The sequence below is a fragment of the Bifidobacterium breve DSM 20213 = JCM 1192 genome, from assembly GCF_001025175.1.
GTDB lineage: Bacteria > Actinomycetota > Actinomycetes > Actinomycetales > Bifidobacteriaceae > Bifidobacterium > Bifidobacterium breve.
Genome location: NZ_AP012324.1, coordinates 94,006 through 112,652, shown reverse-complemented (window position 1 = coordinate 112,652; position 18,647 = coordinate 94,006). Strand labels below are relative to the sequence as shown.

Annotated in this window: 11 protein-coding genes, 1 tRNA gene and 2 pseudogenes; 6 read left to right on the top strand and 8 right to left on the bottom strand. The window is 59.0% G+C overall.

Annotation, left to right across the window (positions count from 1 at the left end):
- Positions 1-50: 50 nt before the first annotated feature.
- From htpX to BBBR_RS00390, 5 genes and pseudogenes are all read right to left on the bottom strand, one after another.
- Positions 51-992: a zinc metalloprotease HtpX gene (gene htpX, locus BBBR_RS00405; protein WP_003827954.1), complete on the bottom strand. Its 942-nt coding sequence runs from the start codon at positions 990-992 to the stop codon at positions 51-53.
- Positions 993-1,370: 378 nt separating this feature from the next.
- Positions 1,371-2,822, bottom strand: coding sequence for an FAD-dependent oxidoreductase (locus BBBR_RS00400; RefSeq protein ID WP_003827952.1), 1,452 nt, complete (start codon positions 2,820-2,822; stop codon positions 1,371-1,373).
- A gap of 386 nt (positions 2,823-3,208) precedes the next feature.
- Positions 3,209-3,556, bottom strand: a pseudogene (locus BBBR_RS11290) (HAD hydrolase family protein); the annotation flags it as partial.
- Positions 3,557-3,676: 120 nt separating this feature from the next.
- Positions 3,677-5,674: pseudogene (locus tag BBBR_RS00395) on the bottom strand (HAD-IC family P-type ATPase); the annotation flags it as partial.
- Positions 5,675-6,234: 560 nt separating this feature from the next.
- Positions 6,235-8,208 carry a S1C family serine protease gene (locus BBBR_RS00390; RefSeq protein WP_032738106.1) on the bottom strand — a complete coding sequence of 658 codons (1,974 nt, stop codon included), beginning with the start codon at positions 8,206-8,208 and terminating at the stop codon, positions 6,235-6,237.
- A gap of 402 nt (positions 8,209-8,610) precedes the next feature.
- On the opposite strand from BBBR_RS00390, the gene tgt reads away from it, so the two are divergent.
- The 3 genes from tgt (at position 8,611) to trhA (ending at position 11,266) form a co-directional block, all read left to right on the top strand.
- Positions 8,611-9,924, top strand: coding sequence for a tRNA guanosine(34) transglycosylase Tgt (gene tgt / locus BBBR_RS00385; protein ID WP_003827949.1), 1,314 nt, complete (start codon positions 8,611-8,613; stop codon positions 9,922-9,924).
- 198 nt (positions 9,925-10,122) lie between these two features.
- A tRNA-Leu gene (locus BBBR_RS00380) sits at positions 10,123-10,208 on the top strand.
- A gap of 200 nt (positions 10,209-10,408) precedes the next feature.
- Positions 10,409-11,266 carry a PAQR family membrane homeostasis protein TrhA gene (gene trhA, locus BBBR_RS00375; RefSeq protein WP_025262659.1) on the top strand — a complete coding sequence of 286 codons (858 nt, stop codon included), beginning with the start codon at positions 10,409-10,411 and terminating at the stop codon, positions 11,264-11,266.
- 60 nt (positions 11,267-11,326) lie between these two features.
- Here trhA and BBBR_RS00370 read toward each other — a convergent pair whose 3' ends face one another.
- The gene (locus BBBR_RS00370; RefSeq protein WP_015438229.1) at positions 11,327-11,659 is read right to left on the bottom strand and encodes a putative heavy metal-binding protein; all 333 of its coding nucleotides are present in this window, start codon (positions 11,657-11,659) and stop codon (positions 11,327-11,329) included.
- Between the two features lie 235 nt (positions 11,660-11,894).
- Here BBBR_RS00370 and BBBR_RS00365 point away from each other — a divergent pair, with 235 nt between their 5' ends.
- Positions 11,895-12,308: a (deoxy)nucleoside triphosphate pyrophosphohydrolase gene (locus BBBR_RS00365; RefSeq protein WP_003827946.1), complete on the top strand. Its 414-nt coding sequence runs from the start codon at positions 11,895-11,897 to the stop codon at positions 12,306-12,308.
- A gap of 61 nt (positions 12,309-12,369) precedes the next feature.
- Positions 12,370-15,576, top strand: a complete 3,207-nt coding sequence (locus BBBR_RS00360) for a DEAD/DEAH box helicase (RefSeq protein WP_003827945.1) — start codon at positions 12,370-12,372, stop codon at positions 15,574-15,576.
- A 6-nt stretch (positions 15,577-15,582) separates the two neighbouring features.
- Here the strand turns inward: BBBR_RS00360 and BBBR_RS00355 are convergent, their stop codons facing one another.
- On the bottom strand, positions 15,583-16,641 hold the full coding sequence (locus tag BBBR_RS00355; protein WP_003827944.1) for a glycosyltransferase family 2 protein: 1,059 nt from the start codon (positions 16,639-16,641) through the stop codon (positions 15,583-15,585).
- Between the two features lie 178 nt (positions 16,642-16,819).
- Between BBBR_RS00355 and BBBR_RS00350 the strand changes: the two genes are divergently transcribed.
- Positions 16,820-17,881, top strand: coding sequence for a Fic family protein (locus tag BBBR_RS00350; RefSeq protein WP_003827943.1), 1,062 nt, complete (start codon positions 16,820-16,822; stop codon positions 17,879-17,881).
- A 40-nt stretch (positions 17,882-17,921) separates the two neighbouring features.
- Here the strand turns inward: BBBR_RS00350 and BBBR_RS00345 are convergent, their stop codons facing one another.
- Positions 17,922-18,647 (bottom strand): pyridoxamine 5'-phosphate oxidase family protein, encoded by a 726-nt coding sequence (locus BBBR_RS00345; RefSeq protein ID WP_003827942.1) that lies wholly within the window; start codon positions 18,645-18,647, stop codon positions 17,922-17,924.

Sequence of the window (18,647 nt, the reverse complement as noted above, 5' to 3'; positions counted from 1 at the left end):
TCACCTATGCGGCACCTTGCGCCATGTGCCGGTTTGAGTTCTGTGCTGGACTAGTGAATTGCGCGCGTGGAATATGTGGATGCGGCCACCGGAGTGCCGTTCATTTCATTGGCCATTTGCATCAGGCGTGCGATGCGCTGATCAGTCGGCGGATGCGTGGAGAACAGTTTGGAGAAACCGACCGCGGAGAACGGATTGGCAATCATCATCGCGGAGACGGACTGGGTGCCGGCGGTTTTGCGCATTGGCGTGGTCTGGGCGCCATAGGAGATCTTGTTGAGCGCGGAGGCCAGGGCCTCGGGGTCGCCGGTCAGCAGGCTGCCGTCCTCGTCGGCATCATATTCACGGGTGCGGGAGATGGCCATCTGAATCAGTGATGCGGCAATCGGCGCGAGAATCACGCTGAGGAGCACGCCGATCAAGCCGAGACCGCCTGAATTATCGCGGTCGTCGCGCGAGTTGCCTCCGCCGAAATACATCAGAGAATAACCGAGGTACGTGATGACGGTGGCCATGGCAGAGGCGATGGCGGAGGTCAGAATGTCGCGGTTGTACACGTGCATCAGTTCATGACCCAGCACGCCGCGCAACTCGCGGGCGTTCAGAATCTGCAGGATGCCCTGCGTGCAGCATACGGCAGCGTGACGTTCGTTGCGGCCGGTGGCGAAGGCGTTCGGACTCATGGTGGGCGCGATGTAGATGCGAGGCATCGGCTTGCCGGCCTTGGCACTCAGCTCGCGCACGATCTGGTAGATTTCGGGGGCTTCCTGCTCGCTGACCTCCCTGGCTCCCATGGATGCGATGGCGAGTTTGTCGGAGAACCAGTATGAGCCGAACGTGGTGGCCAACCCGATAATGACGTAGATGCCCAGCGTCTGCTGCCTGCCGCCCGTGGCCCACCATATCAGCATGATGATGGCCCACATCAAGGCGAACAGCAGCGTAGTCTTCAGGCCGTTGAAATGGCCGTGCACCCGTACTTTGGCATCCATGAGGCTCACACTAAAATCACTGCCTGAATATTGGCTGGATGTGCGCCGAGGGGTGAATCGGATGGGGGTCGGCGGTGCTTACGGTGCGGTTTGCGGGATCGGAATAGCCTGTTTACATGGGATTGACGATGCTTGACAGTGCGGCTGCTTGGCCTGTTTTACCGCTTTACCGATTGGTCTGATCGGGACGCTTTGCTTGTTTGGCTTGCTTTAGCTGCTTGGATCGTTTGGCCCATCGGCCTGCTCGACTGGCATGACACTGGCTTTTATATAAATAAGGACGCCGGCGTATAACCGGCGTCCTTATTTATCGATGTATCAATCGCGCCGATTGCGTAGCTGCTGGTGCAGTTGCCGATGCGATGAGCTGATAGTCAATCAGGCCAGAGCGAGCTCACGCATCTGGTCGGGCTCGATGATCTTCTTGTGCTCGCGGCCCTCCTTGGCGCCTTCGGCGCGCTCGAAGGTGTCGACCTTCTTCCAGCCAGCGAAGTCAATCGGCTTGACGCCGCGGCTTTCCAGCAGTCGGTCGATGGATTCGGGGTCGCGATCCTCGGCCACGCGACCACCTTCGGCGGCCTTGGCCAGATCCTCAAGCATGTTGGTCACGATGGCAAGTGCGTCGGACTTGGTGGAGCCGATCAGGCCCACCGGGCCGCGCTTGGCCCAGCCAGTGGCGTACAGGCGGTCGCGCACTTCGCCGCCGTCCGCTTCGGTAGTGATGCGGCCATCGCCATTGGCGTTGGCCAGGTGAGCGCCGTGCTCGTCGTAAGTAATGCCGGGAGCCTCGGCCGGCTTGTAGCCGATGGCGTGGTAGACGGCCTCAACCGGGTAGTCGGTGAACTCGCCGGTGTGGCTCATCTTGCCGTCGGCCCCGGTTTCGGTGCGCTCCACGCGGATGGCCTTGACCTTGCCGTCCTCGCCGAGGATTTCCGTGGGTGCGGAGTTGAAGTGCACGTAGTACTTGCGGTCGGCCGGATTGCCTTCGAAGTCGACGTCGCCGTCATCTTCCATGTCCTCGGCCATCTCGCGGATGGCGAACAGCTCCTCGACCATCTGGCGGGTGAGCTTGTCCTTGCCGGCCACCTCGATGGTCTCGTCGTCCAAATCGAAGTCGTCCTCATTGATGATGAGCTGCACGCCGGGCAACTTCTCCATCTCGCGCAGCTCCTGCACGCTGAACTTGGCCTGGGCCACACCGCGGCGGATGAACAGGTGGAGGATTTTCGCCTTGTTGTTGTCGATGCCCTCGTAGACATTGTCCGGGATATCGGTCTTGGCCTTGAGGTCGTCGGCGTTGCGCATGAGCTCGCGAGCCACATCCATGGCCACGTTGCCGCCACCGATCACAGCGACGTTCTCGGCCGTAAGCGGCCATTCGCGGGCGCCGGTGGGGTAGCCGTCATACCATTCGACGAACTTGGCCGCGCCGTATACGCCATCGAGGTCGGCCCCGGGCAGGTTCAGCGGCTTGTCCTTGACTGCGCCGGTGGCGAACAGCACGGCATCGTAGCGGGCAAGCAAATCATCAAGGGTCACGTCTTTGCCGAATTCCACGTCGCAGTAGAGGTGGATGTCCGGGTTATCAAGCGTCTTCTCGAGTGCGGAGGCGATGAACTTGATGGACGGGTGGTCGGGGGCCACGCCGTAACGCACCAGACCGAACGGTACCGGCAGCTTTTCGAACAGGTCGATGCGGGCCTTGGTGCCGAGGCCGAGTTCCTCGCCGAGTTTCTTGAGCTGGCGCAGGAAGATATCGGATGAGTAGACGCCGGCCGGACCAGCGCCAATTACAGCAATACGAAGTTCAGTGTTCTCAGATTCAGTCACGCGTTACAGGTTATCGCAAAGCCTTCCGTTGCAACAGGGGCGAGTGGTGGGAATCCTGTGCCTGATACCCTCTGCCAGCCTCACGCCAGCGGGGCAAAACCACGAGTCGATCAAGAAATTGCCCCACTCACAGACCGCCAGCGGAGCAAAATCGCGAGTAACCCGAGAAATTGCTCCGCTTACAGCCCATCAGCGGAGCAAAACCGCGACTAACCAGCCAAAGCACCCCACTGACCCCCACCAGCGAAGCAAAACCACGAGTAGACCGCAAAATTACCTCACTTACAGCCTGTCAGTGGAGCAAAACCCCTATTAACCCACAGAATCGCCCCGCTTACAGACCGTCAGCGGGGCAAAACCGCGACTCAGTCGAGGAGATACCCCGCCTAGTCGCGGTCGATGAGGGCAGTGAGGGCCCAAAGGATGCTGACCACGTCGATGGCCTCTTGGAGGAAAGCGCCGACGACCACTGGAATGAGGTTGAAGGCGGCGGCAATCATGCCGATGGTGGCGAGTACGAGACCAGCGATCACGGCCTGCAGCATCACGCGCTTGGTACGGCGTGCAATGGCGATAGCGCGCGGCACAGCGGCAATATCGTCATTCATAATGACCACTTGGGCGCTTTCGGAAGCAGCAGTGGAAGTGCCGTCGGTCATGGCCACGCCGATATCGGCGACGGCAAGTACCGGGGCATCGTTCACGCCGTCGCCGACCATCATCGTGACCGGCTTGCGGATTGCGGCGGCGCGGCTGCATCGAGAACGCGACGGTTGAGAACCATCGGACCGGATGCCATCTACGGCATCGGACACAGGGCTGGCGGCGTGATTCGCGCGCCCGGCCGGCGCGGCGCTTGCCTCCGTGGCAGCTTTGACGGCGGCAACCTTGTCTTCGGGGAACAGCTCGGCGTGGACCTCGTCGATGCCGACTTCGTCCGCGATGATTTCGGCCGAGGCGCGCTTATCGCCGGTAAGCATGGCGAGCTTGGTAACACCCAGTTCGTGCAGATTGGCGAGCGCGGTTTTGGTGTTGGCGCGAGGTACATCTCGCAGCACGATGCGGGCGATCAGTTGCCCGTCAACGGACACGTAGGAGGCCATTTCGTCCGGCTGTAGCATACCGAATCGCGTACGCAGCGTTTCCTTTTCCTTAGTGTTCCCGGCAATCGTGCGGCCAGATCCGGCCTCAGTATCCCCGCCCAGAGGGGACTGTCCGTGAAGCGGGCTGAAGAGGTCGGCCGCCTCCTGCCGTGGGCCATCCGCCCGGCTTACACCCGCTACCTCGGCAGTCAAGAAGCCGTCATCGTCGGCCGCAGCGAACGACAGTCGCCCGACGCGGACGGCATGGCCGTTCACCTTGCCGGACACGCCCTTGCCGGAGTCCTCATTAATGTCCTTGACAACCGGATATTCACGGCCATGGCCGGGCCAACTCGCCTCAGGCTCGGGACAGCGACGCTGGCCGTCCGCGAACCGCTGACGTAGACGGGCCATCGCGTCGGCACCGGCCTTGGCGATGCCCTTCGACAGGATGTGCACGGAATAGCTTTCCACAACGCCGGCCATCATCAGCACATGATCCTCATTAAGACGGGTTTTAGCCCCGGGCAGCATCTCAACGCGCACCACTTGCGGCTGCTTGACGGTGAGCGTGCCGGTTTTGTCGAAGAATACCTGAGTGACGCGGCCGAGGTTTTCGAGCACATCCTGTGCCTTGATAAGCACACCGGCGGCGGCAAGTCGACCAGTACCGGCGATGTACGCCACAGGCGCAGCGATAAGCAGCGGGCAGGGCGTGGCCAGTACCAACACCTGGGCGAATCGCGTCGGCACGCCGGAGACAGCCCACGCAATGCCGGCGATCGCCAAAGACAACACGGTGAACGGCACAGCCAGGCGATCAGCGGTTTTCACCACGGCCGGACGGGACTCCTGTGCGGAAGCGACGAGTTCGAGGATGTGCTGGTACTGGGAATCGGCGGCCACCTGGGTGGCGCGCATGGTCAAGGCAGTGGAACCGTTCACTGCGCCAGACATCACTCGGGCACCGGCGAACACCTCGCGCGGCACCGGCTCGCCATTGATGTTGCTCAGATCGAGCGTGGCCGAGCCGGAAAGCAGTTCGCCGTCGACCGGCACGGTTTCGCCCGGCAACACCATGAGCACATCGCCGAGCTTCACCTGCTCGACCGGCACCGTGTCGAAGCGGTGCGTGGCGGCCTCAGCCGACCAGCTCCCCTCAGTCTCGCTCCGCGAGTCAGCTCCCCTCGACGGCGGTACTTGGTTCCTCTCTCCAAGGGGAGCTGTCGGCGAAGTCGACTGAGGGGAGGACGTCGCCGGAACCGAGCCTACACGCCGGAAGCCATCGGACGAATCGTCCTCATCGGCGGCATCCCCACACCCCACGCCAGGCAAGTTGACGACGTGCGCGGTTTGCGGTGCTGCCTGCATCAATGCGGTCAAACTGTGCTCGGCCTTGGCCTGCGCGTATTCCTCAATGGCCTCGCCGGACGTAATCATCAGCATGACCGCCCAGCTTGCCCAGTACTCGCGGACGGCAACGGTGGAAAGAATCGCCACTACGGCCAGCAAATCGACGCCGACTTGTCCGTGGCGCAAATCGTCAATCATGCCACGCACTGTGTCAATCACAATGATTGCCACCAGCGCGATTATCAGCCATTGGCCTACACCAGGATTACCCAGCACCGGCATCGCAATTGCGTTGCCCCATGGGCGCCAATCGCCCAGCAATGCCAGCGGGATTGCGGCGATAACAACAACGGGAAGCATCGGCACAAGTCGGCAGATGTCGAGGATTTTGGTGAAGAATCTGATGAGTCCGCTCATCATTGCTCCTTACGCTCGTATACGGAGTCGATTGCGGCAAGCGTGGCCCGCGCAATCGGCGCTGCGGTCACGCCTTGTTAACCCACCGGCGGCTTTGCTTAGGGCCTTTCGGCTCCGCGCGACCATCCGATACACGGCGTAAAGAAATCGTTTTTAGTTATGTATTGAATTATTGTGCGCATCGCTCGAGACATTGCCCGAATCAGCGCTTGGCCTACCCTATCAGCGGCCTGAACGCGACATGCCGGGCTGCGAAACTACGTTGGCGGATCAGTCAGAAGGCATCAATCCCCCCTCCTACGATTCCGCCAAGAATTCCCGTGCATATGAGGGGCTCACAGAGCTTATGCGCCTGCAGCTGACGTCCTGCCAGAACGATTCCCGTGCATACAAAAGCCCACGGAACAAGATATCTGCCGCCGCTCCGGCCGACCCAGCCAAACGCTTCCCGCGTATACGAAAGGCCCGCAGCAGGAGTTGCTCACTGCTACGGGCCTTTGCCTGTCTGACACGGCGTTCAACGGTTACCGCTCAACGCCGTGTGACGCGCTGAACCAGCTTTACCACAGACCGAACGGGTCGGAGAAGCCGCCGCCATCACCGGTGCCGCCATCGTTGTTGCCGTTGCCATTGCCGTAACCATTCCGGCCGTTGCCGTTCTGGTTATTTTGGTTGTTCTGGTTATTTTGGTTGTTCTGGTTATTTTGGTTGTTGCCGTTCGAGTTCGAGCTGGACGAACCGTTTACGGAAGATTCCTCTTGGTCGAGCGTGACGTCGACGTCCATGGTCTTACCGTCGCGCACGATGGTCAGCGTCGCTTTATCGCCGAGAGCTGCGGCGCGCACGAAGCCCAGCAACGAGTAGTTGTTGTTGACCGCGTTACCGTTGAAGGCCACGATGGTGTCGCCTTCCTTCAGGCCAGCCTTGTCGGCCGGGCCGCCGGAGACGACTGCGGAACCAGTGGCGCTCGACTTGGTGATGGTCGCGCCGCCGCGGGTCACACCGTCGGCTTCAACCGTGTCGGACTTGATGACCACGCCAAGGGCGACGTGCTTAACCGAGCCATCCTTGATGATCTCGTCGGCAACGCGCTTGACGAGGTTAGACGGAATCGCGAAGCCGATGCCGATCGAGCCGGCGGAGTCGGAGGAAGTTGCGGTAGAGGCAATCGAGGAGTTGATGCCGATTACCTGGCCGGCCGCGTTGAAGGTCGGGCCACCCGAGTTACCGGGGTTGATGGCCGCGTCGATCTGGACGGCGTTGGTGACGATCTCGTTATTGTTGTCGTCGGTCACGGTCACCGGGCGGTTCAGGGCGGAGACGATGCCGGTGGTGGCGGTGTCGTCGTAGCCGAGCGGGTTACCGATAGCCATCACGTTCTCGCCGACGGCGAGCTTGTCGGAATCGGCGAATTCGACGGCCTTGAGACCGCTCGGCGGGTTGTCGAGCTTGATCACGGCAAGGTCGGTGGTGGTGTCGGTGCCGACGAGCTGAGCGGAATAGATGTTGCCGTTAGCAAGCGTCACCTGAATCTGCTGAGCCCCGGAAATCACGTGGTTATTGGTGATGATGTGGCCCTCAGTATCAATGATTGCACCGGATCCCTTGGCAGTGCCGTTGGCCATTGCGGTCTGAATGGAGACCACAGAGCCGGAGACGCCGCTAGCAACTGTCTGCCAATCGGGGGCTTCGCCAGTCTTGGCAGTGGCAGAGCCGGAGCCGGACTTGTTTGAAGTGACGTTCGAGAGCGAGCTGGAGGTCGGGACAGTCACCCAGCCGTTAGTGATGGCCGCGTAGCCAAGGCCGAGGCACAAAGCCGCGGCGACCAGCGCGGCGACCACAGCAACGACGATGGCGTTTGCCGTCTTGGACAGACCAGGTCTATTGGGTTGGGCCGGGCCTTGCGGGCCCTGCGGATTCTGGCCGTTCGGCGTGCCGGCGCCAGAGCCGAAGCCAAACAGCCCACCCTGACGCTGGCCGTTTGGAGTAGCGAACGGGTTGCCATTGTTCTGCGGCTGCTGCGGCTGCGGGTTGAACGGGTTGCTGTTGCCCTGCTGCTGGTTGTTGGTGAAGTAAGGGTTGCGCTGGCCTTGTGGCTGCTGCGAAAAGGCCTGACCATACGGGAACTGCTGCGTGGGCTGGGCGCCTTGCTGAGCGGTGTTTGACGCGGATTGCTCGGGCTGCGTCGGAGTCGGGCCATACGCGCCGAACTCTGGAGCCGGGCGGTAGAGCGGAGTTGCGGACTGCGTGTCTGCAGCCGGAGTGGAGGCTGGAGCGCTGGAGACCACGGTGCTCTCGCCCTTGGCTGCGGCGTAGTCCGGAATGGGCTCGGTGGCAGCGGTCGGGGCATCGTCTTGCGCGGAAGGCATCTGCTGGGTCGGGTTGCTGTCCTCGTGAGATGAAGTGGTTGCGGCATCGCCCTCAGCTGCGGTCTGAGCTGATGCCTGAGTCTCAGTCTCGTTGCCGTTTGGGGCGGGATTTTCGTTGTTCTGCGGGGTCTGGTCGACGCCCTGCGGGTTGAATTCGTCAGCCATTGCTGCTCCTTTTCTAAAATTCCTATCACGTTTGTTCAGCGGCTCTGGGCGCTTGTTCGCCGCCACTCTCATGCGCTAATTCAGTAGTAAAGGCAGTTAATCTGGAGATTTTCTGAACGTTAGTTGAAAGTCTATGAGTAATCATCGAAGAGCACCATGGGTATCTCGGTTTCGAGGGGCCGATCCGGCGATTCCCGGATGTCTACTTCCGTTTCAAGGGGCTGTTCAGCTGGCCAAATCAGAGTATCAGGAGCCTTGCGTTAACGCCATTCCGCCATTCTTGTGAGCCGTCTACTTGGGCATCAGCCCCTTGAAGCGGAGATAGATGTTTGGAAAACACAAAATCAGCCCCTCGAAACCGAGTTCTTCACAATTTCTGGCCCTTTTGCCTAAAGTGAAACTATGACAAGCGATGTTTTGAACCATCCGCTGGGAGCGCAGGCTGGAAAGCCCGGCGACCGCAGCGCTTTCCACTTCGAGACGATTACACGGCTGCCTTCGGCAGCGAACGGGTTGGGGCGTGACGGCGCCCGCTACGGGCGCACCGGCATTATCCATACGCCGCACGGCGACATCCGCACGCCCGCATTTGTACCGGTGGGCACGCAGGCCGCGATGAAGGCCGTGCTGCCCGAGCAGATGAAGGAGTTAGGCGCGCAGTGCTTGCTGGCCAACGCCTTCCACCTGTTTGAACGCCCTGGTGAGGATGTGCTCGACGCAGCCGGCGGGCTGGCGCGCTTTATGAATTGGGACGGTCCGACGTTCACCGATTCGGGCGGATTCCAGGTGATGTCGCTGGGCGTCGGATTCAAGAAGACGCTGGCGATGGATGTAACCGGCATGAAGTCGGACGACATCATCGCCAAAGGCAAGGAACGCATGGCATGGGTGGACGAGGACGGCGTGACGTTCAAATCTCCTTTGAACGGTGACGCGCACCGGTTCTCTGCCGAGATTTCGATGGGCATCCAGCACAAAATTGGCGCAGATATCATGTTCGCGTTCGACGAGCTGACCACGCTGATGAATACGCGGTCCTATCAGGAGGATTCGGTGGAGCGCACGTTCCGCTGGGCCCGCCGGTGTGTGGAGGAACATCAGCGGCTGACGGCAACGCGTCTGGGCAAGCCCTACCAGGCGTTGTACGGCGTGGTGCAGGGCGCGAATTATGAGGATCTGCGCCGGCGCGCGGCTTCGCAGATCGCGTCGCTGGACTTCGACGGCGTGGGCATTGGCGGCGCGATCGAGAAACGCATCATCGGCGACACTTGCGCCTGGATCTGCGACGCGATGCCGGAGAGCCGGCCGCGCCATGTGCTGGGCATCGCCTCCGTGGACGATATCTTCGCGTGCGTGGAGAACGGCGGCGACACCTTCGACTGCGTGGCCCCCGCGCGCTGCGCCCGCAACGGCGCGATCTACACGCGCGCCGGCCGGTACAACATCAAGCGCGCCCAGCACAAGTTCGATTTCGGGCCGCTGGAGGCCGGGTGCGATTGCTACACGTGCCAGCACTATTCGCGCGCGTATGTCGATCACCTGCTGCGCGCCCGCGAGTTCAACGGGTTCACACTGGCCACGATTCATAACGAGCATTTCTTCGTGAAACTGCTGGACGACATCCGCGCCTCGATCGACGGCGGCTACTTCGACGAGTTCCGCGACGAGGCTCTGGCACACTTCTACGGCAACGGCGAGCGCAAACCAGGCCTGTGAGCCTAGCCGTAGCTTGCGCAATCTCCTTCTGGCTTCCCTCTCTGAGGGGAGCTGCCACGAAGTGACCGAGGGGAGCAGCGCTACACTCAAAAAATCACAGCACCCGTAGGAGATTCACGAACAATACATGTCTGCCACCAACGCGACACGCCGGACGTTGTGCGATTGGACGGCTGGGTGTAAGTTGGTCGACTGTCTGCGAGTGTGGCGGAATGGTAGACGCGCTGTCTTCAGGTGGCAGTGAGTGTATGCTCGTGGGGGTTCAACTCCCCCCACTCGCACCAGCAAGTAAAGGGCTGGAACCGAAAGGTTCCGGCTCTTTTGCTTTGTCCGGGACCGAGGACCGCTTTGCTGGGTTCATAGGATTTTTGTCCATTCACCTGTCGGACGAATCAACCTTGATTATTGTGTCGACCTATACTAGGTTACGGTAGCGTAAGTTAGTGGTCGGGAGAGCGTCGCCGGCCATGGCGAGGTGATTCGTATGAGCGTTTCCATCAGTACGCCATCTGGGCGAAAAATGGCTTCCGCCTCAACAGTTACGCCTTCCGTGACCGCGAGCCAAAAGTCCGGTGCAAGCACCGGCCCCGCCGAACTGGATCGCGCATCGGCCCGCTACAAGGCCGCGCAATCACGTTACCGTCAGGCCAAAGCCGCGCTGAAAGCGGTCAAGCGTCAGATTGTTCCCGTGGACGCATTCGGCATACGCAAGCCCCGCCTTCGCGGATGGCTGCACCTCGCCACCCTGCCGCTGTGCATCGCGGCATCCATCGTGCTCATTTGTATCGCGCCGGCCGGCCCCGTCAAGGCGGCCTGCGCAGTGTACGGCGCCTCGGCCATGCTGCTGTTCGGCAACAGCGCGCTGCTGCACGTCGTGCCGTGGCGCAGCGCGAAGGTGACCCGCGTGCTGTGTGGCATTGATTATTCGAATATCTTCCTCATCATCGCCGGCACCAATACGCCCGTACTGTTCGCGCTCAACCCGGCGATTCGCCGGCCATATCTCACGGTGATCTGGGCGACCGCGGCCATCGGCACGATACTGCATATCGTCTGGCTACGAACCCCGAATTGGGTGTTCACCACTGTGTATGTTGTGCTGGGATTGGCCCCGGTGACGCTCATTCCGCAACTCTGGACGGCTCCCGCAGTGGGCCCGGCGCCGACCATACTTATTGCATGCGGAGGCGCTGCGTATATCGCCGGTGCCGTGTGTTTTGCACTGCGCAAGCCGAACCCCGTCCCCGGCTGGTTCGAGTTCCACGAGGTGTTTCACTTGGGCACGGTCATCGGGTACGCCTGCCACGTCGTGGCGATTTATCTGATTGTTTGCGCGCTGTAAGCTGCACGAACTGCGTGGGCAGCCAAGCAGGCCACCCGACCGCCCTCAATATAGGTATTTTCAGGCCTTGCGCGCGAGCTGCACAGCCGTGCCGGACGCGGTAACCATGAGCATGCCATTGTCTGTGCCGAGCACCTCGTAGTCGATATCTACTCCGACCACGGCGTGCGCACCCATCGCCTCCGCGCGTTGTTGCATTTCGGCGATGGCCTCGTTACGGGCGCGCATCAGCTCTTCCTCATAGCCCTGGCTGCGGCCGCCGAACATGTTGCGCAGGCCCGCGCCGATGTCCTTGAACATGTTCACGCCGGAGATCACTTCGCCGAAGACAATGCCCTGGTAGTTGGTGATGGTGTATCCGTCGACAGACGGGGTGGTGGTGACGAGGATCATGGCGAGGCTCCTTTGGCTTGTCTGCGTGGATAAATCACTGCCGAGAGTCGGACCGTTCCCGAATCTCACCTCGGAAACAGACTGCTTCTCCTGCTCACCACAATAGTCGGTAGCGTCCACACCGACATTTTCGACCCGTCCGATCGCATAATCAAAAGCATCAGGATCGATATTGCAAAACCGCCGAGGATCGTGGATCGCTTGTGGATCTTGAAGCGTTGTATCCTGGTTGTTCATGGAGCGGGAACGCAAAATCATTAACGTCGTAGGAGCTGCAATCGTCACCAACGGCACCGTACTATGCGCCCAGCGCGGCCCGGGAAAGTCGTTGGCCGGATACTGGGAGTTCCCCGGCGGCAAAATTGAGCCTCATGAAACAGCGCGGCAAGCCTTGCACCGCGAAATCGAAGAAGAGCTGTTATGCGAAGTTGAGGTCGCGGAAGAGGTATGTACCAGCGAATACGCCTACGACTTTGGAACCGTGCGGCTCACCACATTCATCTGTCACCTCATCGCCGGTACGCCGCATCTCACCGAGCACACTGATATCCGATGGCTGAATCCTGCTGATATGCCGACATTGAACTGGGCTCCGGTAGATCGCGAAGCAGTCGCGATTATCGCGGACAAACAACTGACGCTCCGATGAACGCGCCACAGCGCAGTCAGGCATTCATCAAACGATCCGAATCGCAAGGGAACAGGGCAACATGTCTATAAATCTGGTCAGCACCTCAGACTCTCCAGCCAACACGCAACATCACGATTCTGATCCAACCCCCTCGATCCTCGAAGATGTCATCTCAGGTCTGATCGAGCCGCGCTCAGATGCTCCCGGCGAATATAAGCCGACCCTCATCGCAAATCGCCCCGGTGGATTGACCATGCGCGAGGAAATCGGCAATTCCTTGGCTACTAGCGATTCCTTCGACATTTCTGTCGCATTCGTCTCGGCTGAGGCCGTGCTCAGCTTATTTGAAGACTTCAGAAGTCACCATGAAACAGCGACCCGAGCGGGCACACTGATTACCTCAACGAAAAATCATTTCAACGATCCCAGGGCATTCTGGGAGCTGCTGCATCTTCAGAACACCACTGGTGTTGACGTTCGCGTGTGGGAAGGTTCCCGTAATACCTCAGTTTCCGCAATAGCTCAAGGACAACCATTCCATCCCAAGGGATATATCTTTTCTCGCCGCATGAAAGACGGCACACCCTATTACGACCTGTACGTTGGCAGTTCCAATCTCACTGGAGCCGCATTGACCACGCAACGCGAATGGAATCTCAAAGTCTCATCGCTGGCGGATGGAGAGCTGGTCGGGCAGTTCCAGGATGAAATCGACTCACAGGTGGCTGATTCCGTTCCGCTGACCGAAGAATGGATCAAACAGTATGAGGAAGATTTCAAGAAATACGCCCCACCGCGTCATGAGATTCTGCAGTCGCTTGAGGGGCATGATATTCAGCCAAACGCCATGCAACAGGAGGCGTTGGCGAATCTCAAGAAGATTCGTGAACAAGGCGAGCACCGCGCAATTATCGTGTCGGCCACCGGCACCGGAAAAACGCACCTTTCCGCATTCGACGTACGCGAATGCCAGCCGAAGCGCATGCTGTACATCGCCCAGCAGCAGATGATTCTTCAAACTGCAATGAAGTCTTACCAAAAGGTGCTCGGCTGCGATGAATCCGAATTGGGATTGTATTCAGGCACCAGCAAGCAACAGGACCGCCGCTACGTATTCGCCACGGTACAGACGATGCGGCAGCCGGAGGTTTTGGCGCAATTCAAATCCGATGAATTCGACTACGTTCTGGTTGACGAAGTTCATCACGCTGGAGCCGAAGGATATCAGCGCGTCATCAATCATTTCAAAGATGCCGACTTCATGCTCGGCATGACCGCCACGCCAGAGCGCACCGACGGCATCAACATCTTCGAGCTATTCGGGCATAACATCGCGTACGAAATTCGCTTGCAGAAGGCGTTGGACGAGAACATGCTCTGTCCATTCCACTACTACGGTGTTGCGGAATACCTTGGCTCCAACGACGATCCGAATGGAATCGCCCATCGTCTCGATGTCTCCAAGGGCCTTGATGAGAAGGACTCGAAACAGCTCAAGTACGAGATCGAGCAGCTTGCCACCGAAAAGCGAGTCCGCTACATCATTGACAAGTTGCAAGAATATGGGCAGTTCAACATTCCGGTCACCGGACTCGTGTTCTGCAGCCGACAGGAGGAAGCCCATAAGCTATCCCAGCTGTTTAACCAACAGTGGAATCAACAAGCTGAACGCCCCTATCGCACCGCTGCCGTTACCAGCACGGACGATGACGGCAGGCCCGTGTCCCAAACGCAGCGAGACGAATACGTCCGCAAGCTCACTGAAGGCGAACTCGACTATCTCTTCACTGTCGATATGTTCAATGAGGGAGTTGATATTCCCGCCGTCAACCAAATCGTCATGTTGCGCAGCACCGAATCCAGCATTATCTTCACGCAGCAGCTCGGGCGCGGACTGCGCAAATTCCCGCACAAAGAAAGCGTTGTGGTTATCGATTTCATTGGCAATTACAACAACAACTATCTGATTCCGGTGGCGTTATACGGCAACACCGGCGACCGCGACAGAGCTCGCAAGAACCTGCAGAGAAAGTCAATCGGCCTGTCGTCCATCAGTTTCGACCCGATCGCCAAGGAGCGCATCCTTAAGTCTTTGGACACCGCCGACTGGTCCGACATGAAAAAGCTGTCCGAACAGTATCGCCAAGTCCGTTACGAGCTGGGCCGCATCCCCATGCTTACGGACATCTATAACTACGACCCCTCACTGCCGTATACCATCGCATCGAAGCGCAGCAACTATCTTGATTTCGTGCGTTCCCGTGAAAAAAGCCTGGGCAAAGGCAAACATCATGAAGCGACATTTGAGGATCAGTTGGAGCCGGTGACCGACGTTGAAGACGCGATACTCAAGATGGCAGCGGAGCTGCTGCTGCCCGGATTGCGACCGCACGAATTGGTCATTCTTGCTCAGCTATGCCATTTCGTCAGCGAACGGCTCGACGACGACGTACCGCAGCATTGGAGTGCGGGCTCGCCAATCGGCCGCAGCGAATTGCTCGATGCGATTCGTACTGAATTCCCGCAGTCCGATGGTTCAGACACGCAATTCGACTCTGCGATCAGCGTGCTCGATTACTCATATTTCACCGGCCCAAACTGCAATCGTTTCGGCAATCAGCCATTAGTCGAAGCCGCGAACAGCACCGGCACAGAAAACGGTACCGCATATCGATTGAACAGCAGATTCGCCGATATGCTTGCCACGAACAGAACGTTCCGTATCTTCTTTGCGGACACTCTGCGCACCGGTATGGCCAATTGCCGAGATATATTCCGTGAGGCCGCCGCCAGGCAACAGGTCTTTGACCACATGTTCTTGTACGAACGCAAATATTCCATGGCAGACGTCATGCGACTGTGCGGATGGAAGAAGGAGAATACTCCGCAAAACGTGGGTGGTTACCTCCTCGACAAGGAAACCAATACCATGCCCATCTTCGTGAAATACGCGGCAAGTCAATACGAAGATGAATTCCTGAGCACACAGGAAATGAAATACTTCAGCAAGAATGGACGAACTCCGCAGTCTCCCGAATTCCGATGGGCGCTTAACGGCATTGGCCCGAATTGGGGCCAGACGCATTTCGTCCCGTTATTCGTTATGCGCAAGGCGGAAGAGGCCGAGGGTAAGTACTACTACGTTGGCCACGTTGCCGCGTTTGACAACCCTCAGCTCACCACCAAACCTGACGCAAGCGGACAAGGCAGCGTGAAGGTCACGCTGTCGATCCTGCGGTTGGCCCGGCCAATCGATCCGGAGCTCTATCGGCATTTGGTCAGCTGATGCCTCTCAACTCCGCAAGCGTACGGCGGCGGCCATTCCGCCGTCGCCGTAGGTGGGGTGGAGCATGAAGGCTTGGCTGGCGGTGGTGTCACCGCACATCAACGATTCCCACATGGTTAAGCGGCTCATGGAGATGGCTTCAACGCCGAGGATGGCGTTGGCGATGTGCGCGGCATAGAGGTCGCGATGCTTGACGATCAGGAAGCGCATGAGATCGAGGCGCTTGGTCATGCTGGTCACGTTTGAGGAGGCCGGGGCCGTGCGGTATTCGATTAGGGGCTCGGGAACAATGCCGATGTGAGCCGTGCCCTCCTTGGGATTCTTGGTGTTACCGGCATCCCTGACAGCCTCAATGTTCCCGGTATCCTTAGTACCGCCAATATCCACAGCACCGCCTGCACTACCAGCATCCTCGACACCATCGGTATCATCGATACCGCCGGCATCCCCAATACCGTCGATATCATCTTCCGCTTTCGCAGCCAACCCACTCTCCAGCAACGACAAGAAGAAATCCCAATCCTCAAAGCCACTGCGCATCGACTCGTCGTAGCCACCGCAACGCTCCCAAGCCGAGCGCCGAATCATGAATGTGGCCGAGCAGCAGTTATGTGACACGAACGCCCCCGCGTCGCCACCGATCGGTTGGACCACTGAGTCCAGAACCCCGAACGTACGCAGCCAGCCAGAGGCCGCGACCATCGAATCATCAGCAGTAAGCAACGGCAACGTGCGCTCAATGAAGGTCGGCATCAGACGGTCATCGCCATCCAGCACCACCACGAACGGCGTCTCGGCAGCGGCGACACCACGATTGCGCGCAGCGGAAGGACCGGCATTCACCTGCCCGATAAGATCGACGGCGACACCGCCCGTATCCGGCACTCCATGCCGGCAATCGTCGAGAATTGCACTCAACACATTGACGGACGCTTGATCATCAGGCCCATCATCCACGATGATGATGCGTTCCGGGCGAACCGTCTGGGACAATGCCGACTCGACTGCTTCGCGAATCAACGGACCCTGATTGCAACTGGTAATTACCACTGTCACTGCTGCCATGCGGCAAGTCTATCGGGTTCGAAAGCAAACCACCCACCGGCGCTGCGAGCCACCTCCCGCCAGCGGAAGGTGAGATTTGAGCAACACCATCATCAAGGGAACAACAATCCACTTTTCTGCATCATATTGATAGAATATGATGCAGAAAACTATTCGATGATGCAGAAAGAGATTCACAATGAAGCACTTCGACTACATCACCGCCGCCAAGGAACTGCTCACCCCACAAACCACAACACTGCTATCCGCCATCCACGAAGCCAAAGGTCGTCAAAGCGTACAGGCTGCAATCAGGCCTGATTTGCTGAACACACTCATCACGGTTGCACGCATTCAAAGCACCAACGCATCCAATCGTATTGAAGGTATCTCTACCAGCGACAAGCGACTCAACGCACTGGTTGCAGAAAAAACCACGCCACGCAATCGTGCCGAGGAGGAAATCGCCGGCTATCGCGACGTACTCGCCACCATCCACGAAAGCCACGACTACATTCCACCGACCCCAAATACAATCCTCCAACTGCATCGCGATCTGTTCCGATACACTGGCCTCGCTTTCGGCGGACATTTCAAAGACAGCGACAATGTCATCATCGAGCGCGACGCCACCGGAAAACAAATCATTCGTTTCACTCCCCCAAACGCACTCATCACACCGGAGCTCGTCGAGCGCGCCTGCGCCGCCTATACAGAAGCCATCCAAGACGGACATATCGATCCATTGCTCGCCACAGCAATGTTCACCTTCGACTTCACCTGCATCCACCCATTCAATGACGGCAATGGTCGAATGAGCCGGCTGCTGACCTTGCTACTGCTCTACCGCAATGGTTACCAAGTAGGTAAATATATCAGCATTGAACACCTTATCGAGCGGACCAAAGACACCTATTACGAGGCACTTGCCGCGAGCACATACGGCTGGAACGACAACGTCAACGACTATGCACCATTTGTGAACTATTTACTCGGCGTCATCCTCACTGCCTGTAAAGAGTTCGACGAACGGATTGGGGAAGTGTCCGGCTGGGGCAGCAATAGAAAACCCACCAAGGAGCAGCGTATCGGCAATCTATTTGATCGCATATTATCGCCGCTCTCAAAAGCGGACATACTTCAACAATTGCCCGATATCAGCGCCAGCACTGTTGAACGTACACTGAAGACACTGCTTGACAACGGCACCATCACCAAACTGGGCGCCGGCCGCGGCACCCGGTACGTTAAGAACCGTTGAGCCGCACCACAACCGACATCCCATCCTTGCTGCAATGATGTTATCGGGCACCGATCACACCTGCGCGCGGCACGGCAGGGCGCTGATGCATGTGCGCGGGCGCGGGCTTGGCACGGACCTTGGTGGTGAAGTAATCGACCTCGATCTTCCACACTGTGACGCTGCGCACCTGCGCGTCGGTGAATTCGACGTGCGGCATGTGCGCCTGCTGCGCCATCAGCGCCTGCAAGCCGTGGCGGCATTCGCCCAAATCCTTGACCAGCGAGGCCTCGCCATTGCCGACAATCGACTTGAACGCCTCGCCCCAATTGCACGTGGTGCGACCCGCCACCACCTCGCAGTCGGCCTGCATGGTGAATGCCACGGGCAGACGCCCGCCGGCTGCGGCACGAATCGCGTCGAGCTTGCGGCCGTGCGGCGCGGAATGGAACCAGAGCGTCAGTTTGCCGGGGCACCCCACCTCATCGGCTGCCACGACTCCCGTGCTGCCGACCGTCTCAGCACCGTTCACCAAGGCTGTTGCGGCAACACCATCGGCCTCGTCATACTCATAATCAAATCCGAAATTCAACGGCACGATGGCCAGGCCCTCAGCATCCGCATATGCCACTTCGACGATGTCGCAAGCGGCGATAATCGCAGCGATCTGCTCGGGGTCAGTCACCTCACGGTCCGCGCGACGCATCATACGATGTTCGCCGGCAACCGTCCGCTCATCCTCACGCTTGGCAGGTTTGCGAGCGCCCGCAATGTTCTCCATGCTCAT

Bases quoted from the DNA above. Each gene is read 5' to 3' on its own strand.
- htpX (WP_003827954.1), bottom strand. From the start codon at position 992: ATGGATGCCAAAGTACGGGTGCACGGCCATTTCAACGGCCTGAAGACT.
- BBBR_RS00390 (WP_032738106.1), bottom strand. From the start codon at position 8,208: ATGGCTGACGAATTCAACCCGCAGGGCGTCGACCAGACCCCGCAGAAC.
- tgt (WP_003827949.1), top strand. From the start codon at position 8,611: ATGACAAGCGATGTTTTGAACCATCCGCTGGGAGCGCAGGCTGGAAAG.
- trhA (WP_025262659.1), top strand. From the start codon at position 10,409: ATGAGCGTTTCCATCAGTACGCCATCTGGGCGAAAAATGGCTTCCGCC.
- BBBR_RS00370 (WP_015438229.1), bottom strand. From the start codon at position 11,659: ATGATCCTCGTCACCACCACCCCGTCTGTCGACGGATACACCATCACC.
- BBBR_RS00365 (WP_003827946.1), top strand. From the start codon at position 11,895: ATGGAGCGGGAACGCAAAATCATTAACGTCGTAGGAGCTGCAATCGTC.
- BBBR_RS00360 (WP_003827945.1), top strand. From the start codon at position 12,370: ATGTCTATAAATCTGGTCAGCACCTCAGACTCTCCAGCCAACACGCAA.
- BBBR_RS00355 (WP_003827944.1), bottom strand. From the start codon at position 16,641: ATGGCAGCAGTGACAGTGGTAATTACCAGTTGCAATCAGGGTCCGTTG.
- BBBR_RS00350 (WP_003827943.1), top strand. From the start codon at position 16,820: ATGAAGCACTTCGACTACATCACCGCCGCCAAGGAACTGCTCACCCCA.
- BBBR_RS00345 (WP_003827942.1), bottom strand. From the start codon at position 18,647: ATGAGCATGGAGAACATTGCGGGCGCTCGCAAACCTGCCAAGCGTGAG.